The 17,553-nt window shown below is 34.3% G+C and carries 10 protein-coding genes; 2 read left to right on the top strand and 8 right to left on the bottom strand.

Going from position 1 to position 17,553, the window contains the following annotated elements:
* Positions 1–34 precede the first annotated feature (34 nt).
* Positions 35–574 carry an RNA polymerase sigma factor gene (locus tag AC4FRF_RS00070; protein WP_491157404.1) on the top strand — a complete coding sequence of 180 codons (540 nt, stop codon included), beginning with the start codon at positions 35–37 and terminating at the stop codon, positions 572–574.
* Between the two features lie 174 nt (positions 575–748).
* Here the strand turns inward: AC4FRF_RS00070 and AC4FRF_RS00075 are convergent, their stop codons facing one another.
* Both AC4FRF_RS00075 and AC4FRF_RS00080 read right to left on the bottom strand, forming a co-directional pair.
* Positions 749–1,462, bottom strand: a complete 714-nt coding sequence (locus AC4FRF_RS00075; RefSeq protein ID WP_491157405.1) for a hypothetical protein — start codon at positions 1,460–1,462, stop codon at positions 749–751.
* Positions 1,459–8,979, bottom strand: a complete 7,521-nt coding sequence (locus tag AC4FRF_RS00080) for a T9SS type A sorting domain-containing protein (protein WP_491157406.1) — start codon at positions 8,977–8,979, stop codon at positions 1,459–1,461. Before AC4FRF_RS00080 ends, AC4FRF_RS00075 begins: the two co-directional genes overlap by 4 nt.
* Positions 8,980–9,446: 467 nt before the next feature.
* Here AC4FRF_RS00080 and AC4FRF_RS00085 point away from each other — a divergent pair, with 467 nt between their 5' ends.
* Positions 9,447–9,992 carry an RNA polymerase sigma factor gene (locus tag AC4FRF_RS00085; protein WP_491157407.1) on the top strand — a complete coding sequence of 182 codons (546 nt, stop codon included), beginning with the start codon at positions 9,447–9,449 and terminating at the stop codon, positions 9,990–9,992.
* 12 nt (positions 9,993–10,004) lie between these two features.
* Here the strand turns inward: AC4FRF_RS00085 and AC4FRF_RS00090 are convergent, their stop codons facing one another.
* From AC4FRF_RS00090 to AC4FRF_RS00115, 6 genes are read right to left on the bottom strand one after another with little or no spacing between them, the layout of a single operon-like run.
* The gene (locus tag AC4FRF_RS00090) at positions 10,005–11,363 is read right to left on the bottom strand and encodes a glycoside hydrolase family 28 protein (protein WP_491157408.1); all 1,359 of its coding nucleotides are present in this window, start codon (positions 11,361–11,363) and stop codon (positions 10,005–10,007) included.
* A gap of 11 nt (positions 11,364–11,374) precedes the next feature.
* Positions 11,375–12,109 carry a rhamnogalacturonan acetylesterase gene (locus AC4FRF_RS00095; protein WP_491157409.1) on the bottom strand — a complete coding sequence of 245 codons (735 nt, stop codon included), beginning with the start codon at positions 12,107–12,109 and terminating at the stop codon, positions 11,375–11,377.
* 3 nt (positions 12,110–12,112) lie between these two features.
* Positions 12,113–13,144 carry a pectinesterase family protein gene (locus tag AC4FRF_RS00100; protein ID WP_491157410.1) on the bottom strand — a complete coding sequence of 344 codons (1,032 nt, stop codon included), beginning with the start codon at positions 13,142–13,144 and terminating at the stop codon, positions 12,113–12,115.
* Positions 13,145–13,156: 12 nt separating this feature from the next.
* The gene (locus AC4FRF_RS00105) at positions 13,157–14,782 is read right to left on the bottom strand and encodes a glycoside hydrolase family 43 protein (RefSeq protein WP_491157411.1); all 1,626 of its coding nucleotides are present in this window, start codon (positions 14,780–14,782) and stop codon (positions 13,157–13,159) included.
* Positions 14,783–14,828: 46 nt separating this feature from the next.
* Positions 14,829–16,031 (bottom strand): glycoside hydrolase family 88/105 protein, encoded by a 1,203-nt coding sequence (locus AC4FRF_RS00110; protein WP_491157412.1) that lies wholly within the window; start codon positions 16,029–16,031, stop codon positions 14,829–14,831.
* 36 nt (positions 16,032–16,067) lie between these two features.
* Positions 16,068–17,504, bottom strand: a complete 1,437-nt coding sequence (locus AC4FRF_RS00115) for a glycoside hydrolase family 28 protein (RefSeq protein ID WP_491157413.1) — start codon at positions 17,502–17,504, stop codon at positions 16,068–16,070.
* Between the last annotated feature and the right edge of the window lie 49 nt (positions 17,505–17,553).

A 17,553-nucleotide genomic window follows, 5' to 3' on the forward strand; every position in this document is an offset into this window, starting at 1 on the left:
AATCCATTACAAAAAGAATAAACACTATTTATAGATGTCTATCAATAAAGATTTAAAAATATTCGAGGATTTATACAAAGAGCATTTTGTCTTTTTATCTTTAGTTTCTTTTAACATAACTAAGGATAAGGATGCAGCAAAAGATATTGTGCAAGATTTTTTCATTTACCTATGGGAAAAGGAAAAAGACACTGTCTTTACTATTTCTTTTAAAGCTTATGCGGCAAAAGCAGTTAAGAATTTAAGTCTGCAACACATTGAAAAAATCAAAAAAATCACTTTAGAAAACACTAAAATCATTCTTCCTAATTTTGAAGAACAAGTCATTTTTGAAAAAGCCGAAGAAAATAAAAAATCTAAAATCCACACTTTAGTAGAGCGCATTCCTCAGGCTCGAAGAGAAATTTTCATGTCACATGTAGTAGAAGGACATAGTTATGCAGAAATTGCAGCAATGTATAACATCTCTATCAATACTGTAAAAACTCAAATGAAGAGAGCTTATGCTTTTTTAAGAGAATTTGAAAACACTAGTACCTTAACCATCATTCTCTATTTTTGGTTCAAACATTAAATAGCCATTATCTTTTTTAAAAGAAAATTTAAGATACTTTAAGACTCGGTTTCCTAAGGAGAATTTGCTATGCTTTTACTTTAAAAAAAAGCCAATGAATCTCTATAAAAAAAGCATAGCCTGAAAAATCAGGCTATGCTTTTTACAAAGAAACAATATTATTTTTCTAAATAGTTAATTCACTGTAAAACTGACTATTTGAGAAAAAGAACTACTATTAGCGTCAGAAGTTTTTATCCTCCAATAATACACACCACTAGTAACTGCCACATCAACTTGAGAAACACTAATATTAGTCAACTCGGTTGCTGGAGTTTGCATTCCATCTACTTTATCCAGATACACAGTATATTTCAACTCACTACTATCTGTATCAGCACCCATCCATTTTAAAGTAATTTTACCATCCACAGCCGATACCATTTTATCCTGAATAGGCGTGATTAAATCAGCTGGAAAGGGCGCATAATTAGTAACACTTACCCCAGCAGAAGTATAAAATTTCCAAACCGGACTTGCATTATTAATCTTTCTGGTTCGCTTGTCATCAGATGTTACTTTCCAAGAATACGGAACATTTTTATCCAATGTTACTTTATAAGTTGTCGTTTTAATATCATTCTGGATCAGACGCACTTTATTTGTTTCCAGATTAACCAATGTCAACGTGTAACTATCAGCATCGTCCATAGGCTCCCATTCTAAAGTAACTTCACATTTAGTAGTTGAGATAGAATTTCCTTCGCAAGTAGAATTTTCTAATGGACTAGCCAAATTCAATTCTCCAACTTTAGGAGTTCCTTTTTCATCATTATTATTATCATCATTACTGCAAGCAGTATTTAAAAACAACAATGAAAGAGCAAAATATATTACTAATTTTCTCATTTTTTTACAATTTTAAATGTTTTACTAATTGTTTTTCCTTCTACTTGTACTAAATAAACACCATTTACATAAGAAGACAATTCTAATTGGAAGTTTCTATTTTCAGCAATAGTTTTTGTTGTTTCAAACACTTTATTTCCTAAGATATTGAAAATTTTAACATTTACCTCTGCATCTTCTCCTGCCAAATATACTTCAACCGGACCCGATGTTGGATTAGGGAAATATTGAATTCCTTCAGATAAGAATATCGATTCATTATACACTCCTTGGCACTCTAAATCAGTACTTACCTTCAAAGTATTCAGACCTGGTTTAAGAACTGCATTGTATTCAGAAGCTGTAATCGTTTTATCCACCCCGTTAAGCGATACTTTATAAGTACTTGCTCCACTCAACATTAACTTAATTGTGTTTGAATTTTTAGAAACAAAAGAAGCAACTACAATTTTCTCTGGCTCTTCAATTTTAACTTCATAACACTGTGAGTAATTTGGAATACTTGGCGTTGAAAAACAAACTGTATACATACCTGCTGGTAAATTTTCTATTGTTTTAGTATATCCAGTAGCACTATCTAAAGCCACATTAACTGCATTAATTGTTACCGTATAATTCAATGTATTTTCATTTGAAGCCACAGTAATAGCTCCATTGTCAGATCCATTACAAGTAGCACTGCTCAGCTTTACCGAGAAGGTATTAGCCGGCAAACTAGTAATTGTTTCCAATAATGGGAATGGATCCCAACCATCTGTTCCTTTTGTAAAATTGAAGGTGGTAATATCCGAACCATCTCCTAAAACAGGACTTGACAACACTTTAGACCAACTTACACGATTTCCAGAATTATCAACTCCTGAATCTTCCATTGTTCCATATTCATAGATATTGTCCGATGTTCCGCTTAATGAATTAGACCATCCTTCAGGAGCAATTAATGATAATCCTTCCGAAGCTGTATAATTAGACGTTTCAATTTTAGCCTTATACACCACCACTTCACTAGTATTAGCAGCCCAAGGACGTCCAAAATAACCAGGTTTTGCCCTAAAAGCAGAAGCTGTCTCTACTCCTGGCTCTGCCGAAGTCACCTTACATTCGTATAACAAATATCCTCTTCCGCTACTTTGTTGTGGCGCAGTTAAGTAAGCTGCATCTCCAGCCACATCACTCACGTTCATAGCAAAATCAGTTTTGTAGAACACTGCTGTCATTCCTCCGAAGATATAATCCACAGCTCCCATCATTACTCCCTTGTAAATAGCAACTCTCGAACCTTGGCCTCCATAAAAAGAATCCTGGCGACCCACTACTCTACAATTTTTCAAAATTGTTTTGTCAACTCCGTTTGGTATTGCAATTGCAGCAGCTCTTTCTACAAAACTTCTGTTTTGAACTGCAGTATTTCCGTAATCAGTAGGACGCAAACCTTTATTTCCTACTGCCCACATTACTACTTTGTCCTGAGATTCTTTTTTAGAAATGTATTGGTTAAATGAATTTTCAAAAATAATATTCTCAGCCTCAAAACCATTGGCAGCAATTACCGCTGTAGCATCCCAATAGGAGCCATTGGTAGTACCGCTCACATTTTCGTAAGAATAACTATTATTAGCTTTGTTTACCGCTAAAACATCTGCATTCCATTTGTTATCATTACCCTGACTAAAATAACTATATCCGTATCCATAATAAGATGTGATACGAACTGCATTAGCATCAATATCAACCCCTTTATTTTTCAAAGCAATACTTGGAGTGCTTGAAGCATTTTTGAAAGTTACATTAGGACTTTTTACTACAATCATTTCTTCATAATTCCCTGGATCAATTACCACAGCTACTCTTTGATCAGCAGTACGAACCATTTTTGAAATTGCTTTCAAAGCTGCATTTATAGTTTGATAATCCTTATCCGTTCCAACTGTAATAACCGATTCATAAGGCACAACATCTTCAACCGAAATCTCCGTAAAATAAGTGGTTCCGTTTACAGCAATCGATACCGATCCAGCAGCAGTTCCTGTATATACATATTCTGTTTTCTCTAAAAGCGATGTGCTTCCACTGGAAGAAGTTACAGGATCCCCCCCTTCAATTGTAAAATTAGCAGCGTAATAATACGTAACTATCACTTTTTGATTTGGCTGTACAGGTACAGTTAAAGTGGATCCGGCAGCAGCATTCAAATGACCTTTAGCAATTTCATTGGCAACTGAGCCTGTAAACAACATTCCTTTATAACTGGTGGTTCCATTAGTAATTACTTTATCATCAAATGACCAATTAGTCACCGCTTTAAAGGCTAACTCTTTAGACACTGCCGCATTTGAAATAACTAAATTAGAAGTTAAAGCTAACTCCAGCGGATAATCATCAAGACCTATAGCTGCAACCGAATAAGTTCCGTTTCTTAAACTAATATTGTTAATATCCGTAAAAGTATAACTTACTCCTGCTTCATTACTATTAGTAAACTTCAAACCTAATTTAGATAACTGAGTCGCATCTAAAGTTGGAGCTGTAATAGTAACATTGTATTTAGGTTTCTGCGTAAATGCTACGTCTGCTGTAGTATTAGCAGTAGCCGTAATACTATTTGCTAAAATTTCATATTCATTTACACCTATTCCTGAAATAGTATATTGCACCCCATCCTCTAACTTTACTGAATACTGAGTTGTACTAGTATTTACAACCGGCACTGGCACAAAAGTACTATTTGCCGCTGGGTTAGGAGTATATTTTAAACTTAAAGCAGAAATATCAGAACCCAATCCTGTTACATTACCCGTTACAGTATATAACGTAATTTTTGAAATAGCAATATCATTCACCGTTGCATCAACAGCAACTTCAAAAGTATCACCACTTGTTATCAAGTAACCATTTGCGTTACCAATACTTAAAGCATAATTATATCCTGCTGGCAAGATTACATTATATGCCCCATTAGAAACTACTCCGCTCCAAGTTTTTCCTGCTTCATTTGTAAAATCGACAGTATATCCCGAAGGAATGTCCGCTGCTTTAGTCACATCAATAGAACCAGAAACAGCTACATAGCTCGCAGCTTTTCTAATCACTCGGTAATAACTTGGTTTATTAACCTGATCGTAAATTTTATAAACACCTGCTTGCTTTGCTACAAATTTGTATTCAGTTGTTGTAGTTGTTGTTTCTACAAGGTCAGATTGTACATTAGCATCCGTAAGGTATACAAAATTCAATCTACCTGCGGCGTCAGAATTTGCCACAACAGTCAATTCATCATCTTCCTTAAGATTAAAACTTAAATAACGACCAGCTTGAGCTGAACCATTTACATAAATTCTTCCTGTATAACCCGCAGCAGCACCCGAACCAACATTGGCATCATATCTGGTTAAAGCTGTATTTGAAGTTCTAAGACGATCATTGGTTCCCCCAACCCATCCTAAATCACCAGCTGTAAAAGAAGAGGGCATCACATTAGTTGTACCAGCTGATCCCACAACATAAGTACTAGGGTACCAAGCATTGATTTTAGTCACATCTAAATTATTAGTATACAATTCCGTATCCAACTGCTCACCTCCAAAATCCCAAACATCCATTTTAGATGAAGTTGCTGCTGGTAAAACATCAAATGTTACCGAAATACTTCCTGCCGCATAAGTTGATGTAGCCTCTTGATTTGCAGTAATTGTAGTTGAACCAGCACCTACAATAGTTACCATATTACCACTTATAGTTGCAACATTAGTATTACTACTTGTATAAGTAAAAACACCATCACTATTAGATGTTGGAGCTGTTAATGCAAAAGCTGAATCTCCTACTACCTTATCACCTACTATGAAATTAGAAATTGTTGGAGTTTGAACAACAGTAGCAGCAGTAACTGTTAATGTTGCAGCTATACTACCATCAGTATAAGTAGCTGTTGCAGCCTGATTAGCTGTAATTATTGTTGAACCTGCGCCTACAATGGTTACTGTATTTCCGCTGATAGTTGCCACAGCAGTATTACTACTGGTATAGGTAAACGCACCATCACTGTTAGAAGTTGGTGCTGTCAAAGCAAAATCAGCATTAGCTACCTCTTTATTTGGTACATTAAAATTTGATAATGTTGTAGCTGTTAAAGATACGGAAGATGAAGAAGCCGCTTTTCTGATAACCCTGTAATAACTAGGCTTGCTTAGCTGATCGTAAATCTTATAAACACCTGCTTGTTTCGCAACAAATTTATATTCTGCTGTTGTTGCTGTAGTTTCAACAAGATCTGATTGCACAGCTGCATCAGAAAGATAGACAAAATTCAATCTACCCGCTGCATCAGAATTTGCCACAACAGTTAACTCATCATTTTCTTTAAGATCAAAAGTTAAGTAACGATCCGATTTGGCTCCTGAATTCACATAAATTCTTCCTGTATAACCATCAGTAGCACCTGCCCCTACAGTTGAATCATATCTGGTTAAAGATGTATTTGTGGTTCTAAGACGGTCATTAGTTCCTGCAGTAACCCAGCCTAAATCGCCCGCTGTGAATGATGGAGGCAATACAACAGCTGAAGTTCCCTCAGCAACACCCGAATACCATGCATTAATTGTGCTTACATCTAAATTATTCGTATACAAATTAGCATCCAATTGTTCTGCTCCAAAATCCCAAACATCCATTTTAGATGAAGTTGCTGCCGGTAAAACTACAAATGATACAGCAATAGTTCCTGTTTCATAAGTTGAAGTGGCAGCCTGATTTGCAGTAATTGTAGTTGTACCTGCCCCCACAATGGTTACTGTATTTCCACTGATAGTAGCCACATTAGCATCACTACTGGTATAGGTAAATGCTCCATCACTATTAGATGTAGGAGCTGTCAAAGTAAAAGCAGCATCACCTACTGTTTTGTTTGGAACTGTAAAATCAGAAAATGTTGGCATTGGATTTAAAACCGTTACTCCTGGAGCTACTTCTAAATCTGCAGTGATGCTTCCTGCGGTATAGGTTGAGGTCTCAGCCTGATTTGCAGTAATTGTAGTTGTTCCCGCTCCCACAATAGTCACAGTGCTTCCGCTAATTGTTGCCACACTACTATTACTACTTGTGTAAGTAAATGCTCCATCACTATTAGATGTAGGAGCTGTTAAATTGAATGCAGTATCACCAACTGTTTTATTTGGAACTGCAAAATTAGAAATTGTAGGATTGACTAAAGTTGGCGTGTCATATACTGTTTTTATGTAAAAAAGATTTGCTGTATCTCCTTTTGTAATAGTATATGTTGCAGCTGGAAGAGATGGTATAATAACAATACCCGCAGTTGCTGTGTAAGACACACCATTAACTTTAATTTTTCCCACAAATGTATTATCAAAAACAAGAGTTAAAGTTGAAACTCCAGTTGTAGTATATGCAATCGAAGTTGCAGATTCTATTTTCAATCGAGCCGTTAAATTCAAACCATCATAGTTTTGTGAACCATCAGTTGAATTCATATTTCCTGTAATAGTATAAAAACTGCTTGTTTTTCCTGATACTGTAAAATTATGAATTTCTCCTCCTGTTGTAGTTCCAGGTTGCACGACTGTAATAGTCCCTGAAGCTGTAGCAGGATTTCCGGCAACTCCTGTAGTCGCAATAGAATAAGACACATTGGCTGTTGGTGTACCTGAAATTGTAATTATTTTAGCGGTAGCATCTTTCACAAAAGTAAGTCCTGAAGCAGGCAAACCTGTTACATTAGCATCTGTTGCATCACCACCCCAAGTAAAGACAATTGGAGCTATAGCTGAACCACTTGCTATTGTTTGGCTATTATTATTAGTTGTTGCCACTAAAGTTTGACTTGAAATCACTGATTCTCCCTGAACTGCCACCAAGCTTGTGGTATAATTAGTAACAGCTGCTTTTAATGGATCGTTTACCAAATAAGCTGAATCATCAACACTATTATTAAAAGTCCACTTAAAATCGCCACCGCCCACACGCCCGGCATACTGCATCACTTTAGTTTTAGCATCTGCTGGAGAATCGGGCACTAAGCTGTTCACGTACAAATTAGCATCAGTATCAAAATTATTATAAACATTAGCCCCTGCATAAGATTTGACCGTATTAGGAACTTGTTCGCTTCTCGTTGTTGGAACATAAGCATCAAAATCAATTGTTGAGCTAATTTTTCCTGAAATGTTATACAATGGATTTGTATCTCCATAAGCTACAAATCGCATATCGTTAGTAGCAATATCAGTGTCAAAAGTATTATTGAATGCTTTAATCATCCCCCCATCTTCACCTGAAAAAGTTCCATAATTGTTAGGGTCATTAGCTTGCTTTGTAGCATTCCAAACATCTGTACCTTGCAATGAAATCATCATAGGATGCTTAGCATTACGGTAATAATTATTTTCTACAAATAATGAGGAACCCATTGTAGATCCCGCACCGTATTTTGCAATACCATCGTAATAATTATTGTAAATGTGTGCTGAATAAAAACGTACACGTGGGTGGCGAGAATCAGAATGATCAAACCAGTTGTGGTGATACGTTACATACAAGCCTGAAGTTGTATCTTCACTCAATCCTAAAAGACTGGATTTTCCACAATCCCAAAAATGGTTGTAGGAAAAAGTACAATAAGTTGACGTTTTATTATCTAAGGCTCCATCTCCTTTTACTTGATCGGCGTCACTACCAGCATTCCCATAAAACAAATCATTATTATGAATCCATATATGGTCATTATCCTGCTGCATTCCGATGTCATCTCCAGCAGTACTATTCACATTCATAGTAGCCAGATTTCTCACTTCAATATTAGATGCCGATTTCAATCGCACTCCCCATCCATTACAAACAGCATCGTTTCCAACTCCTTCTATGGTAATAGAAGCAGCTGTATTGTTTTTATTTTCAATTACCATATCACCACCTTCCATTACATCAAAATCGGTAACATTTCCAATTAAACGGACAATTAAAGGACGTGTATCCACTCCTTTTTTAAATCCGTACAAAATATTTTGAATTCCTACACAAGGATTGGTAGTTGCTCCTGTTACATTTAGAGATACTGTATTTTTAGTATTTTCGCTTACATAAACGATTACCGCATTAGCCTTAGGAGTACCATCCATATTGTATCCGCCTGGAATTCGCCCTCCTTGAAAAGCAAATCCGTTACGATCATGAGGTAAAACAGTAAGACTTGAAGTAGTCGATCCCGCTCCCTCAATACCGGAGATAACAGCTTTTACTGTTACCGTGTAGTTTGCTGCAGCAAGTCCCAATACATCGGCACGAAAATAAGTTCCGTAGCTACGAATTAATTGGTTATCAATCTTTTGATTTGTAATTCCATTACCGCTATAATATACATTATAGCTTTGTGCCCCTGAGACGGGTTGCCATTTCACATAAGCAGATTCTAACCATCCCGCAGATTCTGTAATAGTTACTGTTTGCGCGTACATCTGCATGGAGGCAAACAGGATGGTCAAGAAAAGTAAAATTTTTTTCATAATTTTGCTTGGTTTTAAATGATTTAATTTCGATACGTCGTTTGAAACACCTTACTAAATCGGGAAACACTGGTACTGTTTTCCGATTTTTTTATTTGAGTATTTCATTCTTAAAAAAAGACTCAATTCATATATTATTTGGTTTAGTGGTTAGTAAATTGGTTTTAGCTTTTAAACTATCTTATTAAAAAGTAATTATCAATTTGTTTTCAAAAAAACATCTTGCACTTTCAATAAAATTAAATTCTCTTTTTTTTTTAATTTATACATTACAGCAAAGCATTACACTTTTCTTAATTAATCTACTATTTGCAACATGTTAAATATTTGTTATAAAAAAATAGATTTAGGGTGACAGTATCTGTAAAAAATTTTTATTTTTTTTATACATCTTATAAAAAAACCAACTTTTTATTCTATATTTAATGAAATAGAGTTCATTTGAATAGAATACTAATTATTGAAAAATGCCCCTAAGCAAAGATTTAAACACATTTGAAAGCCTGTACAAAGAGCATTTTGTCTTCTTATCTCTTGTTTCATATAACATCACTAAGGATAAAGATGCAGCAAAAGATATTGTACAAGATTATTTTATTTATTTATGGGAAAAAGAAAATGCCGTAAACTTTACTATTTCATTTAAAGCTTACTCAGCAAAAGCGGTGAAAAATTTAAGCCTTCAACATATAGACAAAAACAAAAAAATCACTTTAGAAAACACTAAAATAATTCTTCCTAAATTTGAAGAACAAGAGGTTTTTGAAAAAACAGATGAAAACAAAAAATCCAGACTCCTTGCTTTAGTAGATAAAATCCCTAAAGCGAGAAGAGAAATTTTTATATCACATGTTATAGAAGGACATAGTTATGCAGAAATTGCAGAAACGCATAATATTTCTATAAATACTGTAAAAACTCAAATTAAGAGAGCGTATGCATTTTTAAGAGAACAAGACAAGAACTGCACGATTATTTTGATACTTAGTTTTCTTTTAGAAAATATATTCTAAATGTAATTTCTATTATTTTACAGAGCTGGGAACTCCAATTTTATCACCAATTACAATTTCGTTTACACTAATGTTTTTTGTATTGGTTAAAGTCATTCCGTTTTTAGCCGATTTAACAGTAATAGCATCTAAAACAACATTTTCAACTTTCATTTCTGGAAAACCTTCAATTATAATAGCCGTGTTTGATGCCGATTCACAACTTACATTAGAAATTGAAATATCTGAAATTTTTGAAGGATACCAACCACTACCTTCTCCATGATAATTAGCCGTCATGTAAATACAATCCTCAACCTGATCAAAGGCAATATTTGAAAAATACAAATCCTTCACATATCCACCTCTATCAGAATTTGTTTTTATATAAATTCCTCTTTTTAAATACCCTCTCGTTTTGCAATTATCGACATACACATTGCGCACTCCAGCAGACATTTCGCTACCAATAACTACAGCATGTAATCCTTTGAACTCACAATTTCTAATTACTATATTCTCAGAAGGAGTATTTGAATTAGAACGTCCCTCGTCATCACGTCCTGCTTTTATAGCCACATTATCATCACCATTATCAAACTGAATGTTTTCAATTAAGATATCGCTCGAATATTCAGGATCAATCCCATCATTATTGTTATTTTGAGCATCGTATTTTAAACCTCGAAGGGTAATACTTTTGGATTTTAATAAATGCACACACCAAAAAGGAGAATCTTCAATTTTTACATCTTCAATTAAAATATTTTTCGAATTAAAAAACTGAATCAATTGCGGTCTTAAAAAATGCCCTTTACCAAAAACACGCTCTTTTAAAGGTACATTATTGTGATTCATCTCTCGACTCAACAACTTGTCTTTTTCTTCAAGTGGCTTCCATTTTATCCAAGTATCCTTAGCTTCACCATCAATAATTCCATTTCCTGTAATAGCTACATTTTCTACATTATTGCCATAAATTAGCGGGCTATAATTATAAAGCATAGTTCCTTCCCAGCTGGTTAAAACCAATGGATAATCTTTTGGATTAGAACCAAAACGAATTTTAGCACCCGTTTCTAAATGCAATTCTACGTTACTCACAAAATGGATAGGTCCATTGATGGTATAAACACCTTTAGGAACCACAATAGTCCCTCCCTGTTTTTTAGAACAAGCTTTCATAGCCTTATCAAAAGCTTGTTTACAATTGGTTACCGAATCACCTTTGGCTCCAAAATCAGTAACTTTGATTTTATAATTAGGAATAGAAGGTAACTGAATACGATTCACAATTTTTTCTATTTCAACCGTCTTATCCACAATTTTAGTTTGCGAAAACAACGCATTAAAACATAATAACAAAACGATATAGAAAGAATTGCTTTTCATAATCTAATAATTTATTTGATATGTTTTTTTAAATCTAAATCCGTTTTTTTCAATTCAGAAATGAACAATTTAGATATTTCAGTTGCACCAAGCAATGACAAATGGGTATTGTCATGTTTTTCCGTTTTGTAGAAAGAACTTTCTCCTGCTTCAAAATGCAAATGCAATTTTTTAGAACCTTCCACACCGTAAGACTCTTCTAACAATTCTGTTAAGTATTGTAAGTCAATAAAAGGAACTTTATAATCCGTTGCCACTAATCTCGTTTCCATTGGATATTCGCCATGCGTATCTACTAAAGTACCTTGTTCGTTAAAGTTTCTTCTAACAATAGAAGATAACAGAATAGGAGTTGCCCCTTTAGCACGAGTTTCATTTACAAATCGAATTAAATTCTGGCGATAAGCCGTATGCGGATTGGTATACACACTTGGTTTATTTTCTTTTTGGTCATTATGTCCAAATTGAATCAAAACATAATCTCCTTTTTTCAAGGTTTTCAAAATGGAATCCCAACGATTTTCATTAATAAAACTACGCGTACTACGACCATTTTGAGCTCTATTATCAACCACAACATTGTTATCAAAGAACTGTTGTAAGACCTGTGCCCAACCGTGTTCTGGGTTTTCTGTTGGATTGGATTTATTAGCCATTGTTGAATCGCCAATACCATAAACCGTTATTTTTTGAGCAAATGAAGTCGTTGCTATCAATAAAAAAAGTACTAATTTAATTCTCATCATTTTTTATTTAAAATTTGAATACCATTTTAAGTTTGATTGTGATTCTTCAAGAATCTTTTCTAAAGTATATGCTTTAGCCTCCGTTTTGGTTAATTGGTGCGACCAAGCCACTCTATTTTGTGGTTGAAATCCCGGTCCTGAGCAATTATACTCCGCATAAAAAGAAGCCTTTTCAGCATCAGCTTTAGACCAATTGTTCCAACCTTCTTTTCGAATATGGCTTCCCATTTCGCAATTGATGTACGCCGTTTTTGCATTAATACGCCAAGGTCTTCCTAAATAAACTTCAGTCGCTTTGGCATCAGCAGTTAACTTGCAATTTAAAAACACAAAACCATATTTAGAGGTTTCAGGAGTTGAAGCCGCCGTTACATAAGCATTACTTTTACTATGAATAGTGCAGTTATCAAAAACTGCAGTTGCACTACCAAAGATAAAATCAACCGTACCTTCAATAAAACAATCTTTAAAATATTGCTTGAAACCTTCGCCCGAAGTATATAAAGTATCTTGATTTCCTAAAATATTACAATTAGAAACCACTACTCTATCTGCCACAACTGACAAAGCTATGGCTTGACCAACTGGACCAGCCGTATTTTGAATTGTCAAATTAGCTACCATAAAATCATTTGCTTCTACCAATACTGTAGGAGTTAAAAACGTACTGTTTCTGCCCAAATTTATTTTGCTGAAAAAATCATCATAACTAATAATGGTTTTCTCTTTGCTTTCGCCAATCAACGAAATTTTAGTATTCCATTCCAGAACACGAACTTTTTCATGATAAACGCCATTTTTAACCGTAATAGTAACTCTTTTGTATGGAAAAGAAGGCGAGTTGTAAATTGCATCTTGAATCGTGGTATAATCGCCGCTACCATCTTGAGCAACAATAACATTATAATCATCTTTAGGAGCAACTATACTCACAAGATCTTTTGATAAGGAATTAACAGCAACACTAGCATAAGAACTAGTTCCTGAAACAAAAGCAATGGTAAGAATCCCTATAACTCTAGAAAAAATATTCATTAATTTGTAATTTTATTTATTAAATCTAAACCAGTCTATGGCAACATTTCCAGCATCATTGATTACACCTTCTCTTAATGCCGTGAAACCTATTTTAGCTCCAATCCATTTTCCTTCACGAGATTTGAAATCTTCACCTAAAGCCTGAAACTTTTTCCCATCTAAACTATAAAAGAAACTACAAATGCCACCCTCTTTTACTTTAACCTGAAGGTAAAAAGTATTACTACCTAGCTTCACTGGTTTATTCTCGGTTTCCGTACCTTTTTTATCTGCATTTTTGCATGTAACCTGAGAGATAAACAATTCGCCATTTTGTTGTTTTACTTTTAACATACTATAATCCAATCCCATGATAACCAATCCTGTACTTTCTCCATCAAAACGAGCATTGAAAGTCATCTTAGCTGTAGCTGTAAACTCATTAGCAGGGAATTTTTGCAATAAAAGATTCGGAACATCATACAAGTTAATTGCTTTTTCAGGCATTGGACGACAAAACAGATTAAAATATCCCATAGATGTAGGCATTCCCCAATAGACTTGATAATTAGCATGCCATTGCCATTGTAAACCTAATTTGGGTTCGTTAAAATCATCCGAATCCGGAGGAGTCATGATTGGATAGGTTTTACCAACATTTGGTTTTTTATAAGTAGCCACAGGTTCTCCTATTCCATCTTTGTCTTTGTCGTTTCCAATAACTGGCCAATCATTAACCCATTTCATAGGTTGCAAATGCACAATTCGCCCATAAGCACCTTTATCCTGAAAATGAAAAAACCAATCTTCACCCGTTTGCGTTTGAACCCAAGCCCCTTGATGAGGGCCATTAATAGGAGATTTTCCTTGATCCATTACTTTACGTTTTTCATAAGGACCAAAAATATTTTTAGAACGTAAAACCGTTTGCCAACCTGTAGGAACTCCTCCTGCAGGTGCAAAAATATAATAGTAACCGTTGCGTTTGTAAAACTTTGGCCCTTCAACAGTAGCTTCATCAAAATGCCCGTCTAAAACCATAACAGCATCATCATTAGCCACCGTTCCTTCAGGATTCATCGTACAAACAGCCAATAAACTCTTAGCCCCAGCACGACTTCCTGCAAATGCAAATCCTAAATAAGCTTTGCCATTATCATCCCAAAAAGGAGCTGGATCAATAATTCCATTTCCTGGTTTTACTAAAATTGGTTCTGACCAAAGTCCTTTTGGATCTTTGGTTTTTACCATATAAATTCCATAATCCGGATCCGGATAATAGATATAAAATTCCTCATTATGAAAACGAATACAAGGTGCCCAAACTCCATTTCCATGTTGTGGTTTATCAAAAACATCAAAAGGAAGTTGTTTAGGCAAGGCGTAGTTCACCAATTCCCAGTTGACCATATCCTTAGAATGCAAAATTGGCAAACCTGGAATACAGTTAAAAGAAGAAGCAGTCATATAATAATCATCCCCCACTCTAATAGCATCTGGATCAGAATAATCCGCATGTAAAATAGGATTCTTATAAGTTCCGTCGCCATTATCAGCAACCCAAACTTTAGAATATTCATTTGATTTTTGCGCAACTATTAATTGATTCGAAAAAACAACTAATGCTATTGCGACTGCATTCTTTATAAACTTCATTATATTAGGATAAATGGTTGATTACTATTTGTAATTTAAAAAACTATTATCTGTTTAATTCGATAGCGGCTAAAATAAATGGCCCTGTTGCTTTAGGGTCATTGTCTTTCTTTTTCTCATTTACATAATATTCATAAGAACCATCACGATATGGATTTCCTCCTAAACCAGCTACTTGACAACATTGTGTTAATGTAATACCACCATCAGCATCTACTTTCATTAATTTGGTTGTCAAACCATCAAAAGCATGATTAGCCACTTTTTTAAATTTAGCTGGTAAATAACCTTTGTTTACACCTTTTGCTAAAGCATAAGCAAACATTGAAGAACCAGAAGCTTCAAGGTAATTTCCTTCTCTACCACCCATATCCGTTACTTGATACCACAATCCTGTTTTTTTATCCTGTACTTTTTCTAAAGCAACGGCCAAATCATTTAAATAACCTACTAACTCTTTTTGTTTTGGATGATCTTTTGGAAAGTTATCCAATACGTCCACTAAAGCCATTGCATACCAACCTAAAGCGCGAGACCAGAAATTAGGTGACTTCCCTGTAACTTTATCAGCCCAAGGCATCATTTTACTTTCATCCCAAGCGTGGTATAACAATCCTGTTTTAGGGTCTTTATCATTAGCTTGAATCAATTCAAATTGTTTTGCTACATCATTTAAGTTTTTACCATTTTCAAACTTAGCTGTGTATTCAGCATAAAAAGGTTGTCCCATATACAAACCGTCCAACCACATTTGGTTTGGATAGATTTTTTTGTGCCAAAAACCACCACTTGGAGTTCTTGGTTGTCCATCCAGTTGTTTTCTTATGGTTTGCATAGCTACTAGATACTTATTTTCATGTGTTCTCTCATAAATGGCAAATAAAATATTGGTAGCCACAACCATGTCAATATTATATTTATCGGCATCATAAGTAGCAATGTTACCATTCTCATCAATTAAAGCGTCAGCATAGCCTTTTACATAATTATAATATTTTTCATCTTTTGTTTTTTTATACAATTCTTCAATAGAACTCAACACTAATCCATGCACATAATCCCATTTTGGAGTTGTTCTATCATCTATTTCATAAGCATTAGGATGACGCATCATTAAAGTTAAAGCCATTCTTTCTGACCATTTCAACTTGGAAGAATTTAAATCTTTATTAGGCGATTGCGATTTACAACTTGTAAAACCCAAAGTTCCTATTAAAACAAAAGTGAATATTAATTGCTTTGCTTTCATTATTTTATATTTTTATATTAGTATTATTTATTTGAATTAGTTTTTAGGACTTTCCATTTTTTTTCCGTTGATATAAGTATTTATCAACTGAAGATTATTTACATTTTCAATAGAAAATGCCTCTTTTACTTTATCGATGGTTACATTTTTAAAAGTTACATTTTCAATAGGCAACTCTTTATATCCTTTAGCTAAAATACCATATTTACCACCATCTTTAACTTTTACATTCTCTAAAGTAACATTTTTAACCTGCGGAATAAAATTACCCGTTTGATTTCCATATACATTATAAAACATATTGATTCTTAAAACAGATTCCTTAACCTGGCCTACTTCAATATTTCTAACAAACACATTTTCTACAATGCCACCTCTTCTTGAATTGGATTTAATACGAATAGCTCTGTCTAAATTAGGGCTGTCCATTTCACAATTTTCAACAAATACATTTTTTATACCACCTGTCATTTCACTTCCCATAACAACTCCTCCGTGACCATCAAGCATTTTGCAGTCTCTTACAATGATGTTTTCACTTTTCATCGCTACTCGTCTACCATCTCCATCTTTACCCGCTTTAATTGCAATACAATCATCTCCAGTATTAAATGAACAATTTTTTATAATAACGTTTTTAGAATATTCAGGATCACAACCATCATTATTAGGCCCATGGCTTTCCACAGTAACACCATCTACAGTTACATTAGTTGATTTCATTGGATGAATTACCCAAAAAGGAGCATTTATAATCTTAACATCTTTGATCATAGCATCAGTACAACCAAAAAACTCCACAAAACTTGGTCTTAAATAAGAACCTTCACCATAAATTCTTTCTTCTACTGGAACATTTTGCTCCCCAGAATCTACAAGTCTAACACGGTTTTGAGGGTCATTCTGATTTCCTTTCCCTTCAGACCATCCGTATTTTGTAGCACCACACCAGTACCACCAATTTTCATTATTAGCCTGACCATTTAAAATCCCTTTTCCAGTAACTGCAATATTTTTTTTATTGTAAGCATACACCAATGGCGAATGATTCATACATTCTGTACCTTCAAAAGTAGTTCTTACCAATGGATAATCAGAAGATTTAGTGCTAAACAAAATTTCAGCACCATCTTCTAAATGAAGATTTACGTTATTATCTAAATGAATTGGACCTGTTAAAAATTTACCTGCGGGAACAACAACTCTTCCTCCTCCGTTTTTAGTACAGGCTTCAATGGCTTTCTTAAACGCTTCTGAATTATTAGCTACTCCACCACTTTTTGCACCATAATCAACAATATTATAGTTTTTATTAGCAAAAGTTGGTACAACCACCTCTTTTTCAATTTGTTCTTTTACTTTCCAAGGATTTGCTAAAACATCAGTTCCTTTTTGAGTAGCACAATTAAAAAAAATAACTGATAAAACGGTAACAGAAAAACAGGAAAGCGATTTGTAAATTTTATTTTTCATTGATAAAAATTAAATAATTTTAAATTTAGTTTCAAAAAAGCCAATTGAA

This window comes from Flavobacterium sp. ST-158, assembly GCF_058309975.1.

Coding starts and splice junctions, on each gene's coding strand:
- AC4FRF_RS00070 (WP_491157404.1), top strand. CDS start 35: ATGTCTATCAATAAAGATTTAAAAATATTCGAGGATTTATACAAAGAG.
- AC4FRF_RS00075 (WP_491157405.1), bottom strand. CDS start 1,462: ATGAGAAAATTAGTAATATATTTTGCTCTTTCATTGTTGTTTTTAAAT.
- AC4FRF_RS00080 (WP_491157406.1), bottom strand. CDS start 8,979: ATGAAAAAAATTTTACTTTTCTTGACCATCCTGTTTGCCTCCATGCAG.
- AC4FRF_RS00085 (WP_491157407.1), top strand. CDS start 9,447: ATGCCCCTAAGCAAAGATTTAAACACATTTGAAAGCCTGTACAAAGAG.
- AC4FRF_RS00090 (WP_491157408.1), bottom strand. CDS start 11,363: ATGAAAAGCAATTCTTTCTATATCGTTTTGTTATTATGTTTTAATGCG.
- AC4FRF_RS00095 (WP_491157409.1), bottom strand. CDS start 12,109: ATGATGAGAATTAAATTAGTACTTTTTTTATTGATAGCAACGACTTCA.
- AC4FRF_RS00100 (WP_491157410.1), bottom strand. CDS start 13,144: ATGAATATTTTTTCTAGAGTTATAGGGATTCTTACCATTGCTTTTGTT.
- AC4FRF_RS00105 (WP_491157411.1), bottom strand. CDS start 14,782: ATGAAGTTTATAAAGAATGCAGTCGCAATAGCATTAGTTGTTTTTTCG.
- AC4FRF_RS00110 (WP_491157412.1), bottom strand. CDS start 16,031: ATGAAAGCAAAGCAATTAATATTCACTTTTGTTTTAATAGGAACTTTG.
- AC4FRF_RS00115 (WP_491157413.1), bottom strand. CDS start 17,504: ATGAAAAATAAAATTTACAAATCGCTTTCCTGTTTTTCTGTTACCGTT.